At 44.1% G+C, this 21,781-nt stretch carries 18 protein-coding genes; 6 read left to right on the plus strand and 12 right to left on the minus strand.

The window, feature by feature from the left end; translation table 11 throughout:
* Positions 1-53 precede the first annotated feature (53 nt).
* The 3 genes from pnp to COR50_RS21315 form a co-directional block, all read right to left on the minus strand.
* On the minus strand, positions 54-2,360 hold the full coding sequence (pnp, locus tag COR50_RS21305; RefSeq protein ID WP_198405730.1) for a polyribonucleotide nucleotidyltransferase: 2,307 nt from the start codon (positions 2,358-2,360) through the stop codon (positions 54-56).
* An 86-nt stretch (positions 2,361-2,446) separates the two neighbouring features.
* A complete protein-coding gene (gene rpsO, locus COR50_RS21310; protein ID WP_098195877.1) occupies positions 2,447-2,719 on the minus strand; it encodes a 30S ribosomal protein S15 in 273 nt (90 codons plus the stop codon).
* 135 nt (positions 2,720-2,854) lie between these two features.
* On the minus strand, positions 2,855-3,550 hold the full coding sequence (locus COR50_RS21315) for a cell division ATP-binding protein FtsE (protein ID WP_098195878.1): 696 nt from the start codon (positions 3,548-3,550) through the stop codon (positions 2,855-2,857).
* A 274-nt stretch (positions 3,551-3,824) separates the two neighbouring features.
* Here COR50_RS21315 and COR50_RS21320 point away from each other — a divergent pair, with 274 nt between their 5' ends.
* On the plus strand, positions 3,825-4,196 hold the full coding sequence (locus COR50_RS21320; protein WP_098195879.1) for a BlaI/MecI/CopY family transcriptional regulator: 372 nt from the start codon (positions 3,825-3,827) through the stop codon (positions 4,194-4,196).
* Positions 4,193-5,479, plus strand: a complete 1,287-nt coding sequence (locus COR50_RS21325; RefSeq protein ID WP_098195880.1) for a M56 family metallopeptidase — start codon at positions 4,193-4,195, stop codon at positions 5,477-5,479. The genes COR50_RS21320 and COR50_RS21325 overlap by 4 nt, the downstream gene beginning before the upstream one ends.
* Positions 5,480-5,753: 274 nt before the next feature.
* Here COR50_RS21325 and COR50_RS21330 read toward each other — a convergent pair whose 3' ends face one another.
* Positions 5,754-6,932, minus strand: coding sequence for an AIR synthase related protein (locus tag COR50_RS21330; RefSeq protein WP_098196354.1), 1,179 nt, complete (start codon positions 6,930-6,932; stop codon positions 5,754-5,756).
* A 142-nt stretch (positions 6,933-7,074) separates the two neighbouring features.
* Between COR50_RS21330 and COR50_RS21335 the strand changes: the two genes are divergently transcribed.
* Positions 7,075-8,019, plus strand: a complete 945-nt coding sequence (locus tag COR50_RS21335) for a bifunctional riboflavin kinase/FAD synthetase (RefSeq protein ID WP_098195881.1) — start codon at positions 7,075-7,077, stop codon at positions 8,017-8,019.
* Here the strand turns inward: COR50_RS21335 and holA are convergent.
* Both holA and COR50_RS21345 read right to left on the minus strand, forming a co-directional pair.
* The gene (gene holA, locus COR50_RS21340; protein WP_232516222.1) at positions 8,016-9,050 is read right to left on the minus strand and encodes a DNA polymerase III subunit delta; all 1,035 of its coding nucleotides are present in this window, start codon (positions 9,048-9,050) and stop codon (positions 8,016-8,018) included. The two genes, COR50_RS21335 and holA, sit on opposite strands and share 4 nt — an antisense overlap.
* Positions 9,028-9,768 (minus strand): ribonuclease H-like domain-containing protein, encoded by a 741-nt coding sequence (locus COR50_RS21345; RefSeq protein WP_098195883.1) that lies wholly within the window; start codon positions 9,766-9,768, stop codon positions 9,028-9,030. Before COR50_RS21345 ends, holA begins: the two co-directional genes overlap by 23 nt.
* Positions 9,769-9,866: 98 nt before the next feature.
* Here COR50_RS21345 and COR50_RS21350 point away from each other — a divergent pair, with 98 nt between their 5' ends.
* Entirely contained in the window at positions 9,867-10,835 is a 969-nt protein-coding gene (locus COR50_RS21350; protein ID WP_098195884.1) for a hypothetical protein, read from the plus strand.
* A 408-nt stretch (positions 10,836-11,243) separates the two neighbouring features.
* Positions 11,244-11,642, plus strand: coding sequence for a response regulator (locus COR50_RS21355; RefSeq protein ID WP_098195885.1), 399 nt, complete (start codon positions 11,244-11,246; stop codon positions 11,640-11,642).
* 116 nt (positions 11,643-11,758) lie between these two features.
* Here COR50_RS21355 and COR50_RS21360 read toward each other — a convergent pair whose 3' ends face one another.
* Positions 11,759-13,402 carry an ABC-F family ATP-binding cassette domain-containing protein gene (locus tag COR50_RS21360; protein ID WP_098195886.1) on the minus strand — a complete coding sequence of 548 codons (1,644 nt, stop codon included), beginning with the start codon at positions 13,400-13,402 and terminating at the stop codon, positions 11,759-11,761.
* 149 nt (positions 13,403-13,551) lie between these two features.
* Here COR50_RS21360 and COR50_RS21365 point away from each other — a divergent pair, with 149 nt between their 5' ends.
* Positions 13,552-14,112 (plus strand): HdeD family acid-resistance protein, encoded by a 561-nt coding sequence (locus COR50_RS21365; RefSeq protein ID WP_098195887.1) that lies wholly within the window; start codon positions 13,552-13,554, stop codon positions 14,110-14,112.
* 64 nt (positions 14,113-14,176) lie between these two features.
* Here COR50_RS21365 and COR50_RS21370 read toward each other — a convergent pair whose 3' ends face one another.
* The 5 genes from COR50_RS21370 to COR50_RS21390 all read right to left on the minus strand — a co-directional run bounded on the left by COR50_RS21370 (position 14,177) and on the right by COR50_RS21390 (position 21,768).
* A complete protein-coding gene (locus COR50_RS21370) occupies positions 14,177-14,989 on the minus strand; it encodes a mechanosensitive ion channel family protein (protein ID WP_098195888.1) in 813 nt (270 codons plus the stop codon).
* A 131-nt stretch (positions 14,990-15,120) separates the two neighbouring features.
* Positions 15,121-17,169 (minus strand): S9 family peptidase, encoded by a 2,049-nt coding sequence (locus tag COR50_RS21375; protein WP_198405731.1) that lies wholly within the window; start codon positions 17,167-17,169, stop codon positions 15,121-15,123.
* A 203-nt stretch (positions 17,170-17,372) separates the two neighbouring features.
* A complete protein-coding gene (locus COR50_RS21380; RefSeq protein WP_098195890.1) occupies positions 17,373-18,755 on the minus strand; it encodes a Gfo/Idh/MocA family protein in 1,383 nt (460 codons plus the stop codon).
* Positions 18,756-18,995: 240 nt separating this feature from the next.
* Complete coding sequence (locus COR50_RS21385; protein ID WP_098195891.1) at positions 18,996-19,742, minus strand: succinate dehydrogenase/fumarate reductase iron-sulfur subunit; 747 nt, start codon at positions 19,740-19,742, stop codon at positions 18,996-18,998.
* Between the two features lie 52 nt (positions 19,743-19,794).
* The gene (locus tag COR50_RS21390) at positions 19,795-21,768 is read right to left on the minus strand and encodes a fumarate reductase/succinate dehydrogenase flavoprotein subunit (protein WP_098195892.1); all 1,974 of its coding nucleotides are present in this window, start codon (positions 21,766-21,768) and stop codon (positions 19,795-19,797) included.
* Between the last annotated feature and the right edge of the window lie 13 nt (positions 21,769-21,781).

A 21,781-nucleotide genomic window follows, 5' to 3' on the forward strand; every position in this document is an offset into this window, starting at 1 on the left:
AAACCGTCATTTCGTAAAATGACGGTTTTTTTATGCTAAAAAAATCGATTCTCTTATTCGTCGAACATCGGTTCTTGTGCTTCCATCGGCGGAGGTGTTCCCCTGTCGTCACGTCCTCCCCTGAAACCACGGTCACCACCGCGATCGCGATCACGATCACCGCCACGGCCACGATCTCTGAAGCCACCGCCTCTCCTATCGCCACCGTCACGTTGTTCACGCTCCGGTCTTTCAACATAACCTTCAGGTTTTGGCATCAACACTTTGCGGCTCAACTTGAACTTACCGGTTTTCGGATCGGTTCCTGTCAATTTCACTTTCACTTTTTCACCTTCTGTTAATACACCGTCTAGGTTTTCAAGACGTTTCCAAGAAACTTCGGAGATATGCAGCAAACCTTGTTTTCCAGGTAAGAATTCTACGAACGCACCGTAAGGCATGATAGACTTAACGGTAGATTCGTATACTTCGCCTACTTCCGGAACAGCCACGATACCTTTAACCCATTCTAAAGCTTTATCCAAGCTTTCTTTCTGGGAAGAGAAGATACTTACTTCACCGGTTTGACCAACTTCTTCGATATTAATGGTAGTACCTGTTTCACGTTGGATCTCCTGGATAACCTTACCGCCTGGTCCGATCACGGCGCCGATAAATTCGCGGTCGATGATCAGTTTCTCCATACGCGGAGCATGCGGTTTCGGTTCAGGACGAGCGGCAGGCATTGTTTCGTACATCGCATCGAGGATGTGCATACGACCACGGTTTGCTTGGGCCAATGCTTGACGCATTACGTCCATACTCAAACCATCTACCTTGATATCCATCTGGATACCGCAAATACCATCGCGGGTACCGGTTACTTTAAAGTCCATATCACCCAGGTGATCTTCATCTCCCAAGATATCTGTCAATACCGCCCATTTACCATCGCTGGCACGGGAGATTAAACCCATAGCCACACCGGAAACGTGCTTCGGTAAAGGAACACCGGCGTCCATCAAAGCCAAGGAACCAGCGCAAACTGTCGCCATGGAAGAAGAACCGTTAGATTCCAAGATATCGGAAACAACCCTCACGGTGTAAGCATAGTCATTACCCGGCATCATTTGTTTCAGGGAACGCATCGCCAGGTTACCATGACCCACTTCACGGCGACCGGGGCCGCGCATCATTTTCACCTCACCGGTAGAAAATGGAGGGAAGTTATAGTGGAGGATAAATTTAGAGTAATTAGATGTTGCAGCGGTTTCAACCAACAGTTCATCATCGGGGGTACCGAGGGTTACGGTTGTCAAAGACTGCGTTTCACCGCGGGTAAACAAAGCGGAACCGTGCGGGGAAGGTAAAATGTCCACTTCCATTTCCAGCGGGCGAACTTGATCCAGGCTACGGCCATCCAAGCGGATGCTTTTATCGAGGATCATGTTACGAACCACTTCTTTTTCGAGGGCGTGGAAATATTTACCGATCAGGGCTTGGTCTTCTTCCGGTAATTCCTCACCTAAGAAAGTCACCAATTCTTCCTCTACTTTCTTGAAAGCATCGGAGCGTTCGTGCTTCGCAGAAGCGGCAGCAGCGATGTTGAATATTTTTTCCGTAGCAAATTCAGCGATTTTCGCTTTCAGTTCCGGATTATCGTAAGGTTTGGTAAATTCCCTTTTGGCAGTAATACCTTTCTTATCGCGGAGTTCTTCCTGTGCTTTAACCTGGATGCGGATAGCGTTGTGCGCTAACTCGATCGCTTGGATAAGGTCTTCCTCGCTACATTCTTTACTTTCCCCTTCTACCATCATGATATTCTTCTCGGTAGCAGCCACGATAAAGTCCATATCAGCAGTCGCCAACTGGGAACGGTTCGGGTTGATGACCATTTTACCGTCTACCCTGGCCACCCTAACTTCGGAGATGATTTCCTGGATAGGAACATCAGACACCGCTAAAGCAGCAGAAGCAGCCAAGCAAGCTAATGCATCCGGCATCACTTCAGGGTCAGAGGAAATAAGGGAAACGAGTACTTGAACATCACATAAATAATCGTCGGGGAACAAGGGGCGTAAAGCACGGTCGATCAAACGGGAAATCAAAACTTCAGAATCGGATAATTTGCCTTCGCGTTTGAAGAAGGAGCCGGGTATTCTACCGGCAGAGGCAAATTTTTCCTGGTAATCCACGATCAGTGGGAAGAATGATTGACCTTCCTTTGGTTCTTTGTTTGCAACCACGGTGGCCAACAGGATACAATTCCCGAGCCTTACCGTAACGGCGCCATCAGCCTGGCGGGCCATCTTGCCCGTTTCGATGGTCACCTCGCGGCCATCGCCTATATCAAATTTAACCGAGGTAGGTGTCAGCATCATAAATAAGTGAAGATTAAAAACGTATACATACAAAAAAACTATTCCCAACTGAGAAAGTTGGGAATAGCGCTATAAAAAATTCCAGGTTATTTTCTGAGACCTAACTTTTCGATAAGTGCGCGGTAGCCTTCCAAGTTAGTTTTTGATAGGTAAGAAAGTAAACGCTTTCTTTGACCTACCATCTTCATCAAACCACGGTGGGTAGAGAAATCTTTCTTGTTTTCTTTCAAGTGAGCTGAAATACTAGAGATACGAACTGTCAATAAAGCGATTTGAGCTTCGATTGAACCGGTATTTTTCTCGCTACCACCAAATTCTTTAAAAATATTTGCTGTCTTTTCTACTGTTAAGTAAGGCATCTTGTAAAAAATAATAAAATTATAAGTCGCTATTTTTCCGGTGCAAAGGTAATGCAAATTTAGAAATTCCCAAATTTGTTATTTATATATAGCTTTTTTCTGCCCCGGCCAACTTTTATATTAAAAAAATAAATACTATGCAAAATTAATCGCCGCATTATCAGCCACTTGACCATTTTCCGTGCGGATCACCCTGGATGGGAATTTCTGTAAAACGATATAATCGTGGGTTGCCATCAGGATCGCGGTACCGTCTTCACGGCAAATCCTGAATAATAATTGCATGATCCCGTCGGAGGTTTCCGGGTCGAGGTTACCGGTAGGCTCATCTGCCAAGATCAGCTTCGGCGCATTCAGCAAGGCACGGGCAATATCCACGCGTTGTTGCTCGCCACCGCTCAGTTCGTAGGGCATCTTGAACCCCTTGGTACGCAATCCCACTTTTTCCAATACATCGTTGATTTTATCCTCGATGTCCTTCCTGTCTTTCCAACCGGTCGCTTTCAGCACAAATTCGAGGTTATCGTGCACGGTCCTGTCGGTCAACAGTTGAAAATCCTGGAACACCACGCCCAGGTTACGCCTCAAATAAGGCACCTTTTTCCAATCCACCTTCTTCAGATCGAATCCCACTACTTCACCGCTCCCTTCTTTAAGGGGTAAATCACCGTAAAGGGTTTTCAGCAAGCTTGACTTCCCGGAACCGGTTTTACCGATCAGGTAAACAAATTCTCCTTTATTAATGCTGATGTTCACATCCGACAATACCAGGGCATTCCCCTGGTAAATATTTGCATTCGATAATTGAATTATGGGTTGTTCGCTGGTCATCGATTCTGATTTAACTTGAACAAAAGTAACTAATTATACTGTCCTAATACAAAATTAACGCAAGTTTCGTGCGATTTATTTGCATCTACTACGCGAAATACCAATATTATAGTAATACACATAAACCAAAATCTGAATCCCTTGCTTCCCCTTCATTTTCAATGTAGCGGAAATAAAAATGATATTTTAACTATTTTTTTAGTTAACAAACTAAATATTTAGTTATATTTGAATTAATAAAATTGGATTTATATCTAAATACGTAAATTAAGACATGAAAACATTAACAAAGGCCGAAGAGCAAATCATGCAGGTACTGTGGAAAAAGGGGCCTTCCTTCGTGAAAGACATCATCGGGGAACTGCCTGAGCCGAAGCCCCATTACAACACTACTTCTACACTGGTAAAGATTTTAGTTGATAAGGGTTTCGTTGATTTCAACGCCTTCGGTAAATCCCATCAATACTTTGCACTGGTTAGCAAGGAAGAATATAGCAGAAGTACATTGAAAACTTTTGTCAAGGGTTACTTCGAAGGGAGTTATAGCAAGATGGTTTCCTTTTTCGTACATGACAAGTCAATGAATGTTAATGAATTGGATGCCTTGATGGAGATGATTGAGCAAGCTAAAAAAGAAAAGCAATGACACCATTTTTTGCATACATCTGCCAAGTAGTGGCATGTTCCGGTGTATTTTACCTCTATTACCAGGTTGCGCTGAAAAATGCAAGGCTCCACCGTTGGAACCGGTATTTTATAATGGGTAGTGTTGCTTTTTCCATGCTCGCACCCTTGATCAAGATACCTGTCCAACTGGTAAAAGAGAGCGGCAACAAGGTCAGCGACTACACCGGGAGCTTTATAGAATTGAAAACATTCGTATTTCAGCAGGATCATATTTCGCAAAACTTGCCATTATCACGAATCATGATTTTGGCTTACCTCGCCGTATGTATCATCATGGCCATCATCTTCGTCCAGAATATATTGTCTATACAAAAACTAAAAAAGCGGGGTAGCGGCAATACGGAGCCGGTGGGCTCATGGGTTTGTATTACCGGTGATTCGATAGAAAGCCCCTTTTCATTTATGAATACGATCTTCATGCCAACAGGGCTCCAGGATCAACGGGTTTTACAACACGAATTGGTACATGTTAAGGAAAAGCATTCTTGGGACAATATTTTCATGGAGCTGGTAACGGCGCTTTTTTGGATTAACCCGATCTTCCATTTCTTTAAAAAAGAATTGAACATGGTGCATGAATTTATTGCCGATGAAAAAGCCTCGGCTAGTGATGTCACGGCTTACGCGGAAAGCATCTTGTTATATTCCATGCAGGCAGGAAGCCAACCGGTAGCAAGCACATTTGCCTATGCCCCGGTTACCAGGCGCATCCATATGCTCTTAAAATCTCACCAAATGAAAAATAATACATTACGCAAAATGCTCATCTTTCCTTTCGCCTTCTTAAGTTTCATGGCTGTAGCGGTTTCGCAGGATAAACCGGGAGAAAAAGATACTACCGCAGAAAAAACGGTTGTCGTAGTGGCTTATGGCAGCGGTAACCCGGAACAAGAAAAGCCGGTCAAAAAAAAGGTTGATAACCCTCCCGTTTACCCAGGCGGTAACAGGGCAATGGCCAGCTTTTTAACCCAACATATTCGGTATCCTAAAGAAGCTGCCAAGGATAATGTTCAAGGTAAAGTAATTGTAAGCTTCGTTATTAACGAGGACGGTACTATATCCAGGGTGAAAACTCTCGGGAATCCAATAGGAAGCGGCCTCGAAGAAGAAGCCATGAGGGTAGTCAGAAAGATGCCGAAATGGAAACCCGGATCAGATAAGGGCGAGAAGGCCAAAGTCCTGTACCATTTGCCTATCCAATTCAACCTGGATACCCCTAAAAAAACCGGCGGTACCAAATAATTATTAAAATTTTCCCTTTTTTTTGATTTTCCACATATTTTAAGTGTATATTTGACCCTTATAATATACACTTAGGGATGATATTGTCTAAAAATACAGGTGATCAAGTATTTTGATGGTAATTACTATCAAGATGCTTGATCATTTGCTTTTTATAAAGTTTATATAATACTACGTTAACATTGTTTTACCCCCTTTTTCTAACTACCAAAAAATAATAAGCCGGGCATTTTCTAATACCCGGCATTTATTTTTATAAAGATCCTTATATTAATTATTGGTAGATAAACTCCCCGAATTCACTTTTCACCGTCACCTGCTTTTGTGTAGCGGCTTCTACCCTTCCCACTATTTGCGCGTCAATTCCGAAATTTTGCGAGATTGCAATAATGGATTCGGCAATTTCTGCCGGTACATACAACTCCATGCGGTGCCCCATATTAAATACCTGGTACATCTCTTTCCAATCTGTTCCCGATTGCTCATGAATCAATTTGAATAATGGCGGAACCGGGAATAAGTTGTCTTTAATTACATGCAGGGAATCTATAAAATGCAATACCTTAGTTTGTGCGCCGCCGCTGCAATGCACCATCCCGTGAATTTGTGCACGGTATTGCTCCAATACTTTCTTAATGACCGGGGCGTAGGTACGCGTGGGCGATAATACCAGTTTCCCGGCATCAACCGCGCCAAATCCCGGTACTTCGATCTTGTCGGTGAGCGACTTTTTCCCGGTAAATACTACTTCCGATGGCAAATTAGGGTCAAAACTCTCCGGGTACTTCGCTGCTATATTCTTGCTGAATACATCATGCCGTGCGGAGGTCAAACCGTTGCTCCCCATCCCCCCGTTGTACCCTGCTTCGTAGTTGGCTTTGCCATAGGAAGCAAGGCCCACGATCACGTCGCCCGGTTGGATACGGTCATTCGAAATTACATCGGAACGCTTCATGCGGCAGGTAACGGTAGAATCCACGATGATGGTTCTTACCAAATCTCCCACATCAGCGGTTTCACCGCCCGTAGAATGGATACCGATGCCATGCGCTCTTAATTCCGACAACACTTCTTCGGTACCGTTAATGATGGCGGCGATTACCTCGCCTGGGATTAATTGTTTATTTCTCCCGATCGTGGAAGACAGCAGGATATTATCTACGGCACCCACACAAAGTAAATCATCGATATTCATGATGATCGCATCTTGCGCGATCCCTTTCCAAACGCTGATGTCCCCCGTTTCTTTCCAATAAGTATAAGCTAATGATGATTTAGTTCCGGCGCCATCTGCATGCATAATATTGCACCATTCTGCATCGCCGCCCAAGATATCGGGGATAATTTTGCAGAAGGCCTTCGGGAAAATTCCCTTGTCAATATTCTTGATGGCATTATGCACATCTTCTTTCCCGGCAGACACACCGCGTTTCGCGTAGAGGTTTTGATCCACTTGTTGAATATTATTTAAGTAAATTCGTTCCTGATTCAGCTTGCAAAAATAAAAGATTCTGAGCAATACCCGGTGATAGTATTGAGGAATATGCTTAAAACGTTTAGATTTGCGGGGCTTTTACCGGATTAGATCAATAAAGATGCAGGTTTATAGGGATTTACAACAACTACCAAGATTCAAGAATGCAGTGATTACCATCGGGACTTTCGATGGGGTACATTACGGTCATGTTCATATTTTACAACAACTCAGGAAAGTGGCCGAAGATTGCAAGGGCGAATCTGTAGTAGTAACTTTTGATCCCCACCCCAGGGAAATTCTCTTCCCGCAAAAATCTGCCACACGGTTGTTGACTACCCTCGATGAGAAGATCGAATTGCTATCACAGCATGGCATCGACCACCTTGTCATCGTTCCATTTACTAAGGCTTTTTCCGAATTATCGGCCAAGGAATACCTGGAGAATTTCCTGGTGCAGGTATTCAACCCCCATACTATTATTATCGGTTACGATCACCGTTTCGGGCATAACCGCGAAGGTGGCTTGCCATTATTGGAAGCAGAACAAAGCCGTTACGGTTTCCAATTGGTGGAAATCCCGCAGCAGGTTGTTGATGATCTTGCTGTTAGCTCTACCAAGATACGGAACAGCCTCATTGCCGGGGATGTGCATTTGGCAAATGAATTACTCGGTTACCCGTATTTTTTGCAGGGAACGGTGGTACATGGTGATAAATTGGGGCGTACGATCGGTTTTCCCACGGCAAATATTTCGTTGAATGATAACCGTAAACTCGTCCCGGCAAAAGGCGTCTACGCCGTGGATGTGCTGCTCGGAGGTCAAGTATTTCAAGGCGCCTTAAACATCGGTACCAGGCCTACTTTCGACAAGCTGGAGCTAAGGATAGAAGTATATATTTTTGATTTTGACAGGGAAATTTACGGGGAATCCATCAGGGCAAACTTCCATGCATTCCTGAGGGAAGATCAAAAGTTTAATTCCGTTGACTCGCTCGTTGAACAAATAAAACTTGATGTAGAAAATGCGAAACTGTATTTCGCAGATCCTTATAGGCAGTCCTAGTCGTGCAGGATCCGGAACATCAATTCCTTCATCAGCTCCCCATCTTCAACACCGCTATCGTTAATACCGATGCTTCTCAAATTGTACTCATGGAGTAACAAGATGGCTTTTTCAGCCCCCCGGGGGCCATATTGATTGGCGGCTTTCAGGTAATCTTTAACGAAGAATGGGTGAACCCCGATTGTACCGGCGATTTCTTTCTCGCCGCCTTTAACACCGAAAACCATATTCACTTTAGCGAAATAATTATATAGTGCGGGGATCGTCATTTGGATCGGTCCCGCCTTGGGGTTAGCTGCAAAATATTGAATGATGCGCATCACTTTAGCCATATCCTTACTGCCCACGGCATTCTGTAGTTCGAATACATTGTATTCCTTACTGATGCCCACGTATTTCTCAATGTCATTTTCATCGATCTTTTTATCCGCTGGCAAATTAACAAGCAGCTTATCCAGCTCATTGGCAATGCGGGAAAGGTCGTTGCCGATATGATCGGATAATAAGATGCTGGCTTTCTGGGAGATGGCTCTACCTAAAGTACTTACATAGGCTTCAATCCAAGCAGGCACCTGGTTATCATATAATTTCTTCGATGCTAATACAACGCCTTTTTCCTTGATCAATTTCGCCATTTTGCTACGCCCGTCGATCTTACCTTGCTTGTAAGCCACTACAAAGATCGTGGAACTCAACGGCTGCTCGATATAAGCTTCCAACTTGAGCAGGTCCCGCATGGATTGCGCTTCTTTTAGGACCACTACCTGGTAATCGGCAAACATCGGGTAACGCCTACAGGCATTGATAACGGAACTCCACTCGGCATCCTTACCATATAATACGGTCAGGTTAAAGCCCTTTTCCTCTTCCGCTAATAAATGGTGCTCGGCATAATCTACCACCTGGTCAATGAAAAAGTCTTCATCTCCTTCCAACCAATAAAGCGGGCGAAATTTCTTTTGTTTCCAATCTTTGATGATCGCTTGGTAATCCATGAATGCAAAACTATTAGTTTCCTTGACTATTGCCAATCATAATTATATCTTCCGTTTCCAGTAGTGGTAAATTCTTAAATTTCAGTAGCAGCTGCGCAACGGCGACCACATCCTTCTGGCAGTACTCGGTGATCCTATGGATATCCTTTTCCTCCCAGTATACTTTGCCGACCATGCTTCCGTCGATATCATCTTTCGGAGAGGGAATGCCCATGATAGCAGATAATAATTTCAACGAAGTATAATTCTTAAAATCCCCGAACCTCCAGAGCTGCATCGTATCAAGCATCGGCAGTTCCCAGGGTTTCATACCGTGAATTTGCAGCGCGGCGGGCAATATTAGACTACTGATTACCGACCTACGGCAAATATAGGGTATATCAAATTCCTTGATGTTATGCCCGGCAAACTGGAAGCGGGGAAATTTGAGAGAAAAACGCTGTACTAAATCCAGGAATTCTTCCAGGAGTTGAGGCTCATCATCCCCGGAAAATGATTTCATACGAAAGTTGTACTTCCCGCCATCAGCGTGGAAAAAACCGGCAGAAATACACACGATCTTACCGAACTCGGCGTAGATCCCTGCCCTTTCCATGTACCCTGCGGCAGCGTCCCCAGTTTCTGGCGCAGTTTTTGTAAATTTCTCTTCCCAGAGATATTGCATCTCGGTTGATAGATCACTAAATGAAGATACCAGCGGAACAGTTTCTATATCCAAGATTAAAAGTTGGTCAAGTGCGACATGGTTTAACACGATGAATGATTTTATGTTGATCTAAATATAACTAATTCTAAAACAACGTAGTTCAAATAAAATTTTACCCATACAACAATTAAAAAACAACAAATATTATGGCGGAAAACACATTTAATGCCGGCCCTACCGGTCCATCTTCGTCAGGACAAGAAAAACCGAGTAACAACAAGAATGGTATCATCTACGGTGTATTAATCGCCGCATTACTGGGTACCTGGGGATACATGTTCTACAGCAGGAGCCAAACATCCCAACAATTAAATCAACAAGAATTAACTATCGATACCATCACTACTGCCCGTGACGAGTTGTATAGCCAATTCCAAGCAACCAACGCACGAATCGATGAATTGATCTCCCAAAATACCCGTATGGATAGCCTTGTTAAAACCAAGGATAAGGAGATTCAGGACATGAAAGCCAGGATCAGCAGTATCCTTGGAAACAAGAATGCTACGCAGGCTGAACTAGCGGAAGCCCGCAGGCTCATCGAACAATATAAGTCCAACATCGAATCTTACACTGCTACTATCGAAAGATTGGAAGGTGAAAAGATCGTATTAACCGGCGAACGTGATGTTGCCAGGAAAGAAAGAGATTCTGTTCAGACTTTGAAAGAAGACCTTGATAAGAAAATCGATCTCGGTTCCGTTCTACATGCTTCTAACATCAAGTTGACACCTTTGCGTTTGAAAGGTAGCAAGGAGATTGAAACCTCCAAAGCTAAGAAAGCGGATATGATGCGCGTGACCTTTGATTTAGATGAAAACAGGATCGCGCCAACCGGCGATAAGGAAATCTATGTTGCTATCACGGCTCCGGATGGAACACCGTTAGCAGTAGAAGCCCTGGGCAGCGGTAAATTCACGCTGGAAGACGGTACTGAAAAATTATACACCGTTAAACAAACCATAGCTTATACCCAAGGAGAAAAAGCTGCCGTGAAAATGGATTGGAAACAAAATTCTGATTTCAAGGTGGGCGACTATAACGTTGAAATTTACCATGACGGTTTTAAAATCGGTCAAGGTAAAGTAACCTTGAGAAAAGGCGGTTTATTTTAAGCTGAACGGAAATCATACTATATAAATCTAAACGCGGTTCTCAAAAGGGGCCGCGTTTTTTCGTGCAAATGATTCCCGCTGGTTTGGATAAAAAATCGTTATGACTACAGAATGTTAGGATCACCTATAAATTAAATGCCCGGAATAAGTCTAATTTTGCTGGCTTTGTCAGCAGGCAGCAATAATATAACGAAAAATTGTTAAATATTAGTTATCGGATATAAAACATATATATTTTAATTTAAAATTAACTTTCTTTGCAATAAATACAGAAATGCGATCTAAAAAATGCCATTTTTTGAAAAAAATTTAAACCATTGCTTGTTGAACAAAGCAAAACTGCCAGATCTATTGAAAGTCCCCAACATGATTCTTGAGCTAAAGAACATTTGATAACTAAATTATATCATGGCACACAAGCAGAAGAAGGTCTATGTAATAGATGACGACGAAATTTTTCATTTCATCATTAAAAAGATGTTTGGGTTGCAAGGTTGGGATGTGACAATATCATCATTTTTATGTGCGGAAGAAGCGATTGCAGCATTAGAGGAAGACCCGGTTGCAAGTAATTTGCCTACTTTAATCATCCTGGACATGAATATGCAAAGGATGAATGGCTGGGAGTTTATCGAGGCTTACAAGGTATTAAAAACTAAAACGGGGCGGGAAGTACCAATCATTATGTGTTCGTCGAGTACGAACATATCTGACCTTGAAAAAGTGAAGGAGATCCCGGAGTTGAGGGAATATATTACCAAACCCCTCGACAAGCAAAAAATGAAACTGATAGCCACTTACTTGTAAAAAGTACACAGATCACCCACCTATGTCCAACAATTAAGAAAGGATAAGGGATATTTTCCAAGCAAAATACCCTTATCCTTTCTCTTTCTTTATGCAGATTTGATATTCTAAGTAAATTAACCCGCCACTACTTGTTCCCCGTACATTTCTTCCCGGAGCGCTTTCACGCGGTCATCTGCCAAGTATTCATCGAAGGTCATCAAGCGATCGATAATACCTTTAGGCGTAATCTCGATAATCCTGTTAGCAACTGATTGCATGAATGTATGGTCATGCGTGGTAAATAACACGATACCTTTAAAATCTTTCATGCTTTCGTTGAATGACTGGATGGATTCCAAATCAAGGTGATTCGTCGGCTCATCTAAAATCACGACGTTAGGATCTTGCAACATCATGCGGGAAATCATGCAGCGTACTTTCTCTCCGCCGCTCAATACTTTCGTTTTCTTCATGATTTCATCGCCGCTGAACAGCATTTTACCAAGGAAGCCGCGTAAGAATGGTTCATCAACATCGGTAACATGTGAAGGTACGTACTGGCGCAACCAATCCAACAAGTTAAGATCTTCCTGGAAATACGCCGCGTTTTCATTTGGTAGGTATGCCTTGGTTACGGTTGTACCCCATTCCAATTTACCGCCATCTGCGTCCTCTTCCCCATTGATAACTTGAAAGAAAGTGGTTAATGCGAGGTGGTCCTTGGAAAGGAACGCGATTTTATCACCTTTATTAACAGAGAAACTAACATCGGAGAACAATGCACGCCCGTCGATGGATTTCTCTAATTTTTCTACGTTTAATATTTGGTTACCTACTTCGCGCAATTGTTTGAAGATGATACCTGGATATTTCCTATTGGATGGCTGAATATCCTCAACAACCAATTTTTCCAGGGCTTTCTTACGGGAAGTGGCCTGCTTACTTTTAGAAGCGTTGGCGCTGAACCGCGCGATGAAGTCCATCAAATCCTTACGTTTCTCTTCTATTTTCTTGTTCTTATCATTCATCTGGCGCGCCATCAATTGCGATGATTCGTACCAGAAAGAATAGTTACCCGTGAAAATCTGGATCTTAGCGCGATCTACATCCGCCACGTGGGTGCAAACCGCATCCAGGAAGTGACGGTCGTGAGATACAACGATCACGATATTTTGATAATCAGCCAGGAAGTTCTCCAACCAACCGATCGTTTCCACGTCCAGGTCGTTGGTAGGCTCATCCAGCAACAATATATCGGGGTTGCCGAACAATGCCTGTGCCAGGAGCACCCTTACTTTCAGGCTACCGCTTATATCTTTGAGGAGTGTATTGTGCATTTCTTCCTTGACACCGAGGTCTCCCAGCAAGGAAGCAGCATCACTTTCGGCAGTATAACCACCCATTTCACCGAACTCGGCTTCAAGATCGCCTGCCCTCATGCCATCTTCCTCGGTAAAATCTTCCTTGGCATAGATAGCATCCCTTTCAGCGGCAATGGCAGCTAATTTCTTGTTACCCATCATCACGGTTTGCAAAACAGTCACTTCGTCAAATTCGAAGTGGTTCTGTTTCAATACGCTCATGCGCTCGCCGGGGGTAATTTCAACCGTTCCCTTGTTGGGATCGATCTCACCGGAAAGGATCTTGAGGAAGGTAGATTTACCGGCGCCATTGGCCCCGATAACACCATAACAGTTACCCTTGGTGAAATTCAGGTTTACTTCGTCGAATAAAACCCGCTTTCCAAAAGAAAGCGATACATTTTTAACACTAATCATGCTTGGAATAAAAATTTTGAAGCCGCAAAGTTACAAAAAAATAGTGGCATGCCTAGGATATTCGAGAATTGTTATATGCTTAACATATTAAACAATTTTCCTGTATGCTTGTTAGGCCATTATAGATCTTTCACGCTAAAAAAATCCATATGTTCCATCAAATTGCACAAAACTGGTGGTTATTCATCCTAAGGGGTGTATTTGCCATATTATTCGGCTTAATAGCCTTTTTCTGGCCGGGCATCACCATACAGGTGTTAACCATCTTCCTGGGCGCCTTTCTTTTGGTGGACGGCGTTTTTGCTTGTTATAACGGGATAAAGATCAGGAAGAGCGATTCCCAGTACTGGGTCCTCATCCTGGAAGGCCTCCTGGGTATTGCCGCCGGCTTGGTTGTTTTCTTCTGGCCTGGACCGACCGTTATTTTCCTCATTTACATGTTAGCATTTTGGGCCATATTTACCGGGGTGCTCGAGATCATCGTGGCAATTAAATGGCGTAAAGAGATGGAAAACGAATGGATGTTGATATTGGCAGGGGTATTATCTATCGTGTTGGGAATACTCTTCTTAGCGCAACCTATTGCCGGGGCCATCGTGATAGCGTACTGGTTAGGAATTTACGCGGGCATCTTCGGGATAATGTTAATTATGGTGGGAATACGCTTGAATAAATACTTGAAAACGCATCCAAATCATTATCCTTCATAATGGAGAATACCGGTCGTATCTGAATTGTAATCCCCGGTACTGCAAATACCGGGGATTAATAATTTTAGGCCTGCATCACTTTCGCCGTTACAGGACCTTTAATATCATGCGCTACCAAGGCTTTCCTGATATTTTGATTCGCATCGAAGAAAACCGGCCAGTAATCCCCGGTTTTGGTTCTTGCCCGGACGGAAATAACCATATTGTTATCTTCGTAAGAAGTGATAAATACCTGGATCGGTGGATCTTCCAATATCCTGTCGTCCTGCTTCAGCTCATCGATCACCACCTGTTTCACTTTTTCAAAATCTTCATCGAATGGCACTTTCACCGTGATATTAGCCATCAGCATGCCGGTTCGGCTGGCGTTGATAATATTTCCGTTTGCGACGGCACCATTTGGTAAGATGGCGATCTTTCCATCTCCCGTGCTTAATATGGTGTTGAATATTTGAATTTCAGTAACTACGCCCGTGATTCCCTGTACGGTAACCACTTCCCCGACTCTAAAAGGTTTAAACATCAATATCAATACGCCCCCGGCGAAATTTGCCAAACTCCCTTGCAAGGCTAAACCGATTGCCAATCCTGCCGCACCGATAACGGCAATTAAGGAAGTGGTTTGAAAACCTATCATCCCGGCAGCGGAGATGATCAACAGTACTTTCAGTCCAACGCTGACCAAGCTCCCGAGGAATGTTTGCAAAGACACATCGGCTTCCCGCTTCTCCAATATCCTTTGCAGCATCTTGTTGAGCTTCTTGATGATCCAAAACCCGATAACGAGGGTCAAGATAGCCCCGATTACCCTCGGGGTAAATTCCCCTGCCCACAGCACCAGCTTGTCGATATAAGTTTGCAAATTTGAAACGTTCATAATGTTTTTAATGAATAATGTTCCAAGCAGACAAATTGTTCATACACGGCTGTGAAAGCTGATAAAATGACCTCAATAAAAAGGCCGGGCGCTTATTATAAGACCCGGCCAAATAAACTTCATGTTGAAAACTATTTTGTTATCCCTTCCAGGTCGAGGAAGAAAGCGTATTGCAAGGCTACTTCTTTCAAGGCTTTAAACCTTCCCGATGCGCCACCATGCCCGGCATCCATGTTAATTTTAAACAGCAGTAAATGTTGATCTGTTTTCATTTCCCGGAGTTTGGCGACCCATTTAGCCGGTTCAAAATATTGCACTTGTGAATCATGTAGACCCGTGGTAACTAAAATATTAGGATAATTCTGTGCCTTTACATTATCATACGGTGAATAAGATTTCATGTAATCGTACGAGTCCTTGTTATTAGGATTTCCCCATTCATCGTATTCGCTCGTCGTTAATGGAATCGAAGCATCCAACATCGTAGTAACAACATCTACAAAAGGTACCGCGGCAATTACACCATGCCATAACTCGGGCCGCATGTTGATTACGGCGCCAATCAATAAGCCACCGGCGCTTCCTCCCAATGCATACAAATGGTTGGAAGAAGTATATTTATTGGCAATTAAATAGTCGGCACAATCTATAAAATCGGTGAAAGTATTCTTCTTCTTGAACATTTTCCCATCTTCATACCATTGGCGTCCCATTTCCTGTCCACCGCGTATATGGGCAATTGCATAAGCAAATCCCCTATCGAGCAAGCTAATCCGGTTTGAGTTGAAACCTGCTTCCGTTGAATTACCATAAGAACCGTAGCCATACAACAGGAGCGGCCCGTTGCCGTCTTTATGGAACCCTTTCTTATATACGATAGAGATAGGAACTTCGGTACCATCCTTTGCTTTGGCATATAACCGTTCCGTTGTATAATTTTTAGGATCGTAACCGCCTAAGACTTCTTGTTGTTTTTTCAATTCTTTAGCGCGTGTTTCCATGTTATAATCGAAAGTCGAGTTGGGCGTCACCATGGAAGCATAGCTGTAGCGGAGCAGCTTCGTATCGTATTCGGGATTTCCATATATCATGGCAACGTAAGCCGGTTCCCCGAAGTCAATGTAATGTTCTTGTTGGCTGTTGCTGTTGATAATTCTCAGCTGGATAAGCCCCCTTTTGCGCTCCTGTAAAACGAGGTAATCTTTGAATAACAAAAACTCTTCAAGCAAAACATCATCCCGGTGTGGAATCAGGTCTTTCCAGTTAGATTTGGCCGTTTGATTTTCCTGGCAAACCATTAACCTGAAATTCTTAGCTTCCCAATTCGTTTGGACATAAAATTGGCCTTCTTTATGATCCAGGTAATAGAGCATGTCTTTTTGGCGAGGCTGAAACACTGTAAAGTTCAGGCCAGGCTTATCGGCAGGTAAAATTCTTGCTTCGGATGAAAGTGTGCTTTCCGAATTGATAACAAGGAACTTCTTCGAACGCGTTTTCGACAAATAAACGCTATAAGTGCTGTCATCCTCGAAATACACATTCTTATCTTGTTCGGCAGTTTGTCCCAAGATATGTTGTTTAACGCGGTCGCTACGGAGCGTAGCGGTGTCCTTTGTTACGTAATACAATGTTTTGTTGTCATTGGCCCAAACTAAGTTACCGGTAGCTTCAGGAAGTGCTACGGGATAGGTTTCCCCGGTTTCCAAGTTTTTAAAATGAATCTTGTAACGCCTTCTGCCAACATCATCAACAGCATAAGCCAGCACCTGGTTATCAGGGCTTACTTTCAATCCCGCTACGCTGAAGAACTCGTGTCCTTCCGCCAGTTCATTTACATCGAGGATCACCTCTTCCGGCGCTTCCAAGGTTCCCTTCTTACGGCAATGAATTGGGTATTCTTTACCTTTTTCATAACGGGCATATAAATAGTACCCGTTATCGAAGGTGGGGACGCTTTCATCCGTTTCCTTGATGCGGCCTTTCATTTCGTTAAATAGCTTTTCCTGCAAGTGTTTGGTATGCGACATCACCGTGTCTACATAAGCGTTTTCAGCTTCCAGGTAGCGGAGTACTGCCGGGTTATCCCTTTCATTGAGCCAGTAATAATTGTCGATACGGACATCTCCATGTGCCACGAGCTCTTTCGGTTTCTTTTCTACAGTCGGGGGCGGAATCTTCATATAATCTTTGTTTTGTTGGGTCGAACTATTACAGGCGCAAAGTACTACAATGGCCAAAATTGGAGCTAATTGTTTCATAACAACTTTTTGGGACTATGCTAAATTTAAAGAATCTAATTGAAAAATGACATGGATTTATTAGCATAAAAAAACCTGCTACCCATAGGCGGGAAGCAGGTTGGTTTCAAAATATGTTAAAAGGATCAGGAGATAAGCATCTTGGTTGGGTTCCAATCGATCACCTTCTTTTTGAAATAACTTTCATTTACTGCCAATGCTGGTCCGGCGGCTCTCAGGCCAAAGGTTGCATCTTCAACGATCGGTTTACCGTTTCGCATTGCTTCAAAAAAGTTAACGAAATGATCGTAGCGATCATCATAGCCTTTAGGCGCCGCATAACTACTTTCTTCGAACTTGCCTTTAGCAGCATTCGCGTATTTCTCATTATAAGACTTAATGAATGCCTTTTTCTCCGCTTCGGTGAAGGTATTGAAAGTATCCCATCCACCGTAGCCGGGTGCTTCGGGAAGTTTATGTTGTTTCATCTTGAAATCGTTCCAGCCGAGTTCAATCACGCCTTCTGTTCCGATTAAACGGGTATATTCTCCGCCGCCGCCGCCATCTGCAAAGTTCACGCGCAGATTCATTTGGAAGGCAGGATGCGTATCGGTTTCAGGATAATCGAATATGGCAACCATAACATCCGGTACATCGCGGCCATCGATCCATTGCACCAAATTTCCGCTAGAGAAAATCCTATTGGGGCCCTCGGAATCGATCATGAAATGTAAACCGGAAATCAGGTGTACGAATAAATCTCCCGGCACGCCGGTTCCATAGGCCTGGTAGTTTCTCCAACGGAAGAAACGAACCGGGTCGAACGGTGTTTTGGGCGTATCCTTGAGGAAGGTGTCGTAATCAACTGTTTTGGGTGAAGCATCTGTAGGGATAGAGTATTCCCAGGCGCCTAAAGCGGAATGGCGATCAATTTTGGCTTCTACAAAATTCAATTTACCGATAGCACCGGATTGATACAATTTCTTGGCTTCGGCCAATGCCACGCTGCTTACCCTTTGACTGCCTACTTGGAAAACAGCATTGGTGGCCTTTTGCGTCTTTATCACTTCATGTCCTTCGGAAATTTGCTGAACCATCGGTTTTTCACAATACACCGCTTTCCCCTTCTTCATGGCTTCGATGGAAATAGTATCGTGCCAATGATCCGGGGTAGCGATTACAACCGCGTCAATGTCTTTCCTATCGAGTATTTCGCGGTAATCCCTGGTGGTATATATCTGCTGACCGTACACTTCTTTAGCATGTTCAAGGTGACCGGTATATAAATCTGCAACACCAACCAGTTCCACACCGGGAACCCGGAGTGCGCAAGAAATATCACCGAAGCCCATGATACCCATGCCGATACCGGCGATCCTGATTTTATCGTTCGAGCTAACAGGTTTTTGTCCGGGGAGTATGGTTTGTGGAATGGGCTTAGCAGCTAAGCCTGAAAGTGACCCCGCCCCCAGTGCAGCGGCCGTGGTACCAAGCTGCTGGAGGAATTTTCTACGAGAATTATTGGGCATATTAGAAAGATTTAGAGTTCTAAAAGTTAGGAAGATGTACCCAATTATGCAAACAAGTGTACCATTCGGACTAGATAGAAGGGTTGACAGGTGGATAAATGGTAAATCGCGATTGGCAGGACGGTCTCGATTGGCAGGACGGCCGAGACTGGCAGGACGGCCTCGCGAGGCCGTCCCATCCATAAATCACAAAAGGCGCCCTGGATGGGGCGCCTTCAAAATAATTATCACGGAAAATTGCTATTCTTTGCTGAAACCTGCGCCGATAAATTCGCGGTTCAAACGTGCGATGTTAGTCAGGGAAATACCTTTAGGGCATTCCGCTTCACAAGCGCCGGTATTCGTACAGCTACCGAAGCCTTCTTTATCCATTTGCGCTACCATATCAATTGCACGTTGTTTACGTTCAGGATGACCTTGAGGCAGCAATGCCAATTGAGATACTTTAGCAGAAACGAACAACATAGCAGATGAGTTCTTACAAGCTGCCACGCAGGCACCGCAACCGATACAAGCCGCGGCCGCGAAAGCCACATCCGCTTTATCTTTACCGATTGGAATGTTATTGGCATCTTGCGCGTTTCCAGTATTTACGGAAACGAAACCACCTGCTTCGATAATTCTATCGAAGGAAGTCCTATCAACCATCAAGTCTTTTAATACCGGGAAAGCTCCTGCACGCCAAGGTTCTACAGTAATGGTATCGCCATCATTGTAGGCACGCATATGCAGTTGGCAGGTTGTTGTTTCATCCCAAGGGCCGTGAGCACGGCCATTTATATACATGGAACACATACCGCAAATACCTTCACGGCAATCGTGATCGAAAGCTATCGGTTCTTTCCCTTCGTTGATCAATCGCTCATTCAACACATCAAACATCTCCAGGAACGACATGTCCTTAGAAACATCTGAAACTTGGAACGTTTCAAAGTGACCCTGATCCTGGGCGTTTTTTTGTCTCCAAACTTTGAGTGTTAAATTCATTATTCAAAAATTAAATGTTAAGTGTTGCCGGCTGGTTACGGATTAGTTTCGCTTATTTGTAGCTACGTTGAGTTGGATGAACAACATCGAAGTTCAACGGCTCCTTATGTAAATCGTATTTACTTGGCCCTTGATACTCCCATGCAGCTACATATTGGAAGTTTTCGTCGTCGCGTTTAGCTTCCCCGTCTTCTGTTTGAGATTCTTCACGGAAGTGACCTCCGCAAGATTCGCGGCGATGCAAAGCATCGATACACATCAACTCGCCCAGTTCGAGGAAATCGGCTACACGGCCTGCTTTTTCCAGTTCGGTATTGATCCCATTGGCATCTCCCGGGATACGAACATCTTTCCAGAATTCTTCACGGAGGGCTTTAATTTCTTCAATCGCTTCTTTCAGTCCTTGTTCGTTACGGGCCATACCGCATTTATCCCACATGATTTTACCCAGGGCTTTATGGAAATGATCCACGGATTTAGTACCCTGTATGCCCATCAGTTTTTCAAGACTAGCTTGGACATTCTTTTCAGCTTCTTCGAATGCGGGGTGATCTGTAGGGATAGCCTTGGTATGAATTTCATCTGCCAAGAAGTTACCCACTGTATAAGGAATCACGAAATAACCATCTGCTAAACCTTGCATCAGCGCGGAAGCACCCAAACGGTTGGCACCGTGATCGGAGAAGTTCGCTTCACCCAGCGCGTATAAACCGGGAACGGTAGTCATCAGTTCATAATCCACCCAAAGTCCACCCATGGTATAGTGTACCGCTGGATAAATACGCATCGGTGTTTCGTAAGGATTTTCACCGGTAATTTTCGCGTACATATCGAACAGGTTACCATATTTCTCTGCTACAACCGCTTTACCCATGGCAATGATTTCTGCATCGGAAGCATGATCTTTACCGTGTTTGCTGGCTTCGATTTTACCGTAACGTTTGATCGCATCGGCATAATCCAAATATACGGCCATCTTGGAAGCGCCCACACCGTAACCGGCGTCACATCTTTCCTTGGCGGCTCTTGAAGCCACATCGCGGGGAACGAGGTTACCGAAAGCGGGGTATCTTCTTTCCAGGTAATAATCTCTTTCATCTTCAGGAATTTCTGAAGGTTTGCGGGTATCATCCTTTTTCTTAGGCACCCAGATACGACCATCGTTCCTCAAGGATTCGGACATCAGGGTCAATTTAGACTGGTGATCGCCGGAAACCGGGATACAAGTCGGGTGAATCTGTGTGAAGCAAGGGTTACCGAAGAAGGCGCCCTGTTTGTGGGCCTTCCAAGCTGCGGTAACATTAGATCCCATAGCGTTTGTAGACAGGAAGAAAACGTTTCCGTAACCACCTGTACATAATAATACCGCGTGACCGAAATGGCGTTCCAGTTTACCGGTTACCAGGTCACGGGCAATGATTCCGCGGGCTTTACCATCGATTTTCACGATGTCGAGCATCTCGTGGCGGCGGTACATTTTTACTTTACCGAGGGAAACTTGTCTTTCCAAGGCAGAGTAAGCACCGAGCAATAATTGTTGCCCGGTTTGACCGGCAGCGTAGAAAGTACGTTGTACTTGCACCCCGCCGAAAGAGCGGTTGCTCAGCAAACCGCCATATTCGCGGGCAAAGGGAACACCTTGCGCCACGCATTGGTCGATGATGTTACCACTCACTTCAGCCAAACGGTACACGTTGCTTTCGCGGGCGCGGTAGTCACCACCTTTAACCGTATCGTAAAAAAGACGGAAAACGGAGTCACCGTCATTTTGATAGTTCTTAGCAGCATTGATACCCCCCTGGGCAGCGATAGAGTGCGCGCGGCGGGGACTATCTTGGAAACAGAATGCTTTTACAGAATAACCGAGCTCTGCGAGAGAAGCTGCGGCAGATGCACCGGCAAGACCTGTACCTACAACAATCACTTCAAGTTTGCGCTTGTTGGCAGGGTTTACCAGTTTAACGGTGCTTTTATATTTACTCCACTGAGTTTCTAGCGGTCCAGCAGGAATTTTTGAATTGAGCATATATCCTTACTTT

The sequence above is a fragment of the Chitinophaga caeni genome (genome assembly GCF_002557795.1).
Lineage (GTDB): Bacteria > Bacteroidota > Bacteroidia > Chitinophagales > Chitinophagaceae > Chitinophaga > Chitinophaga caeni.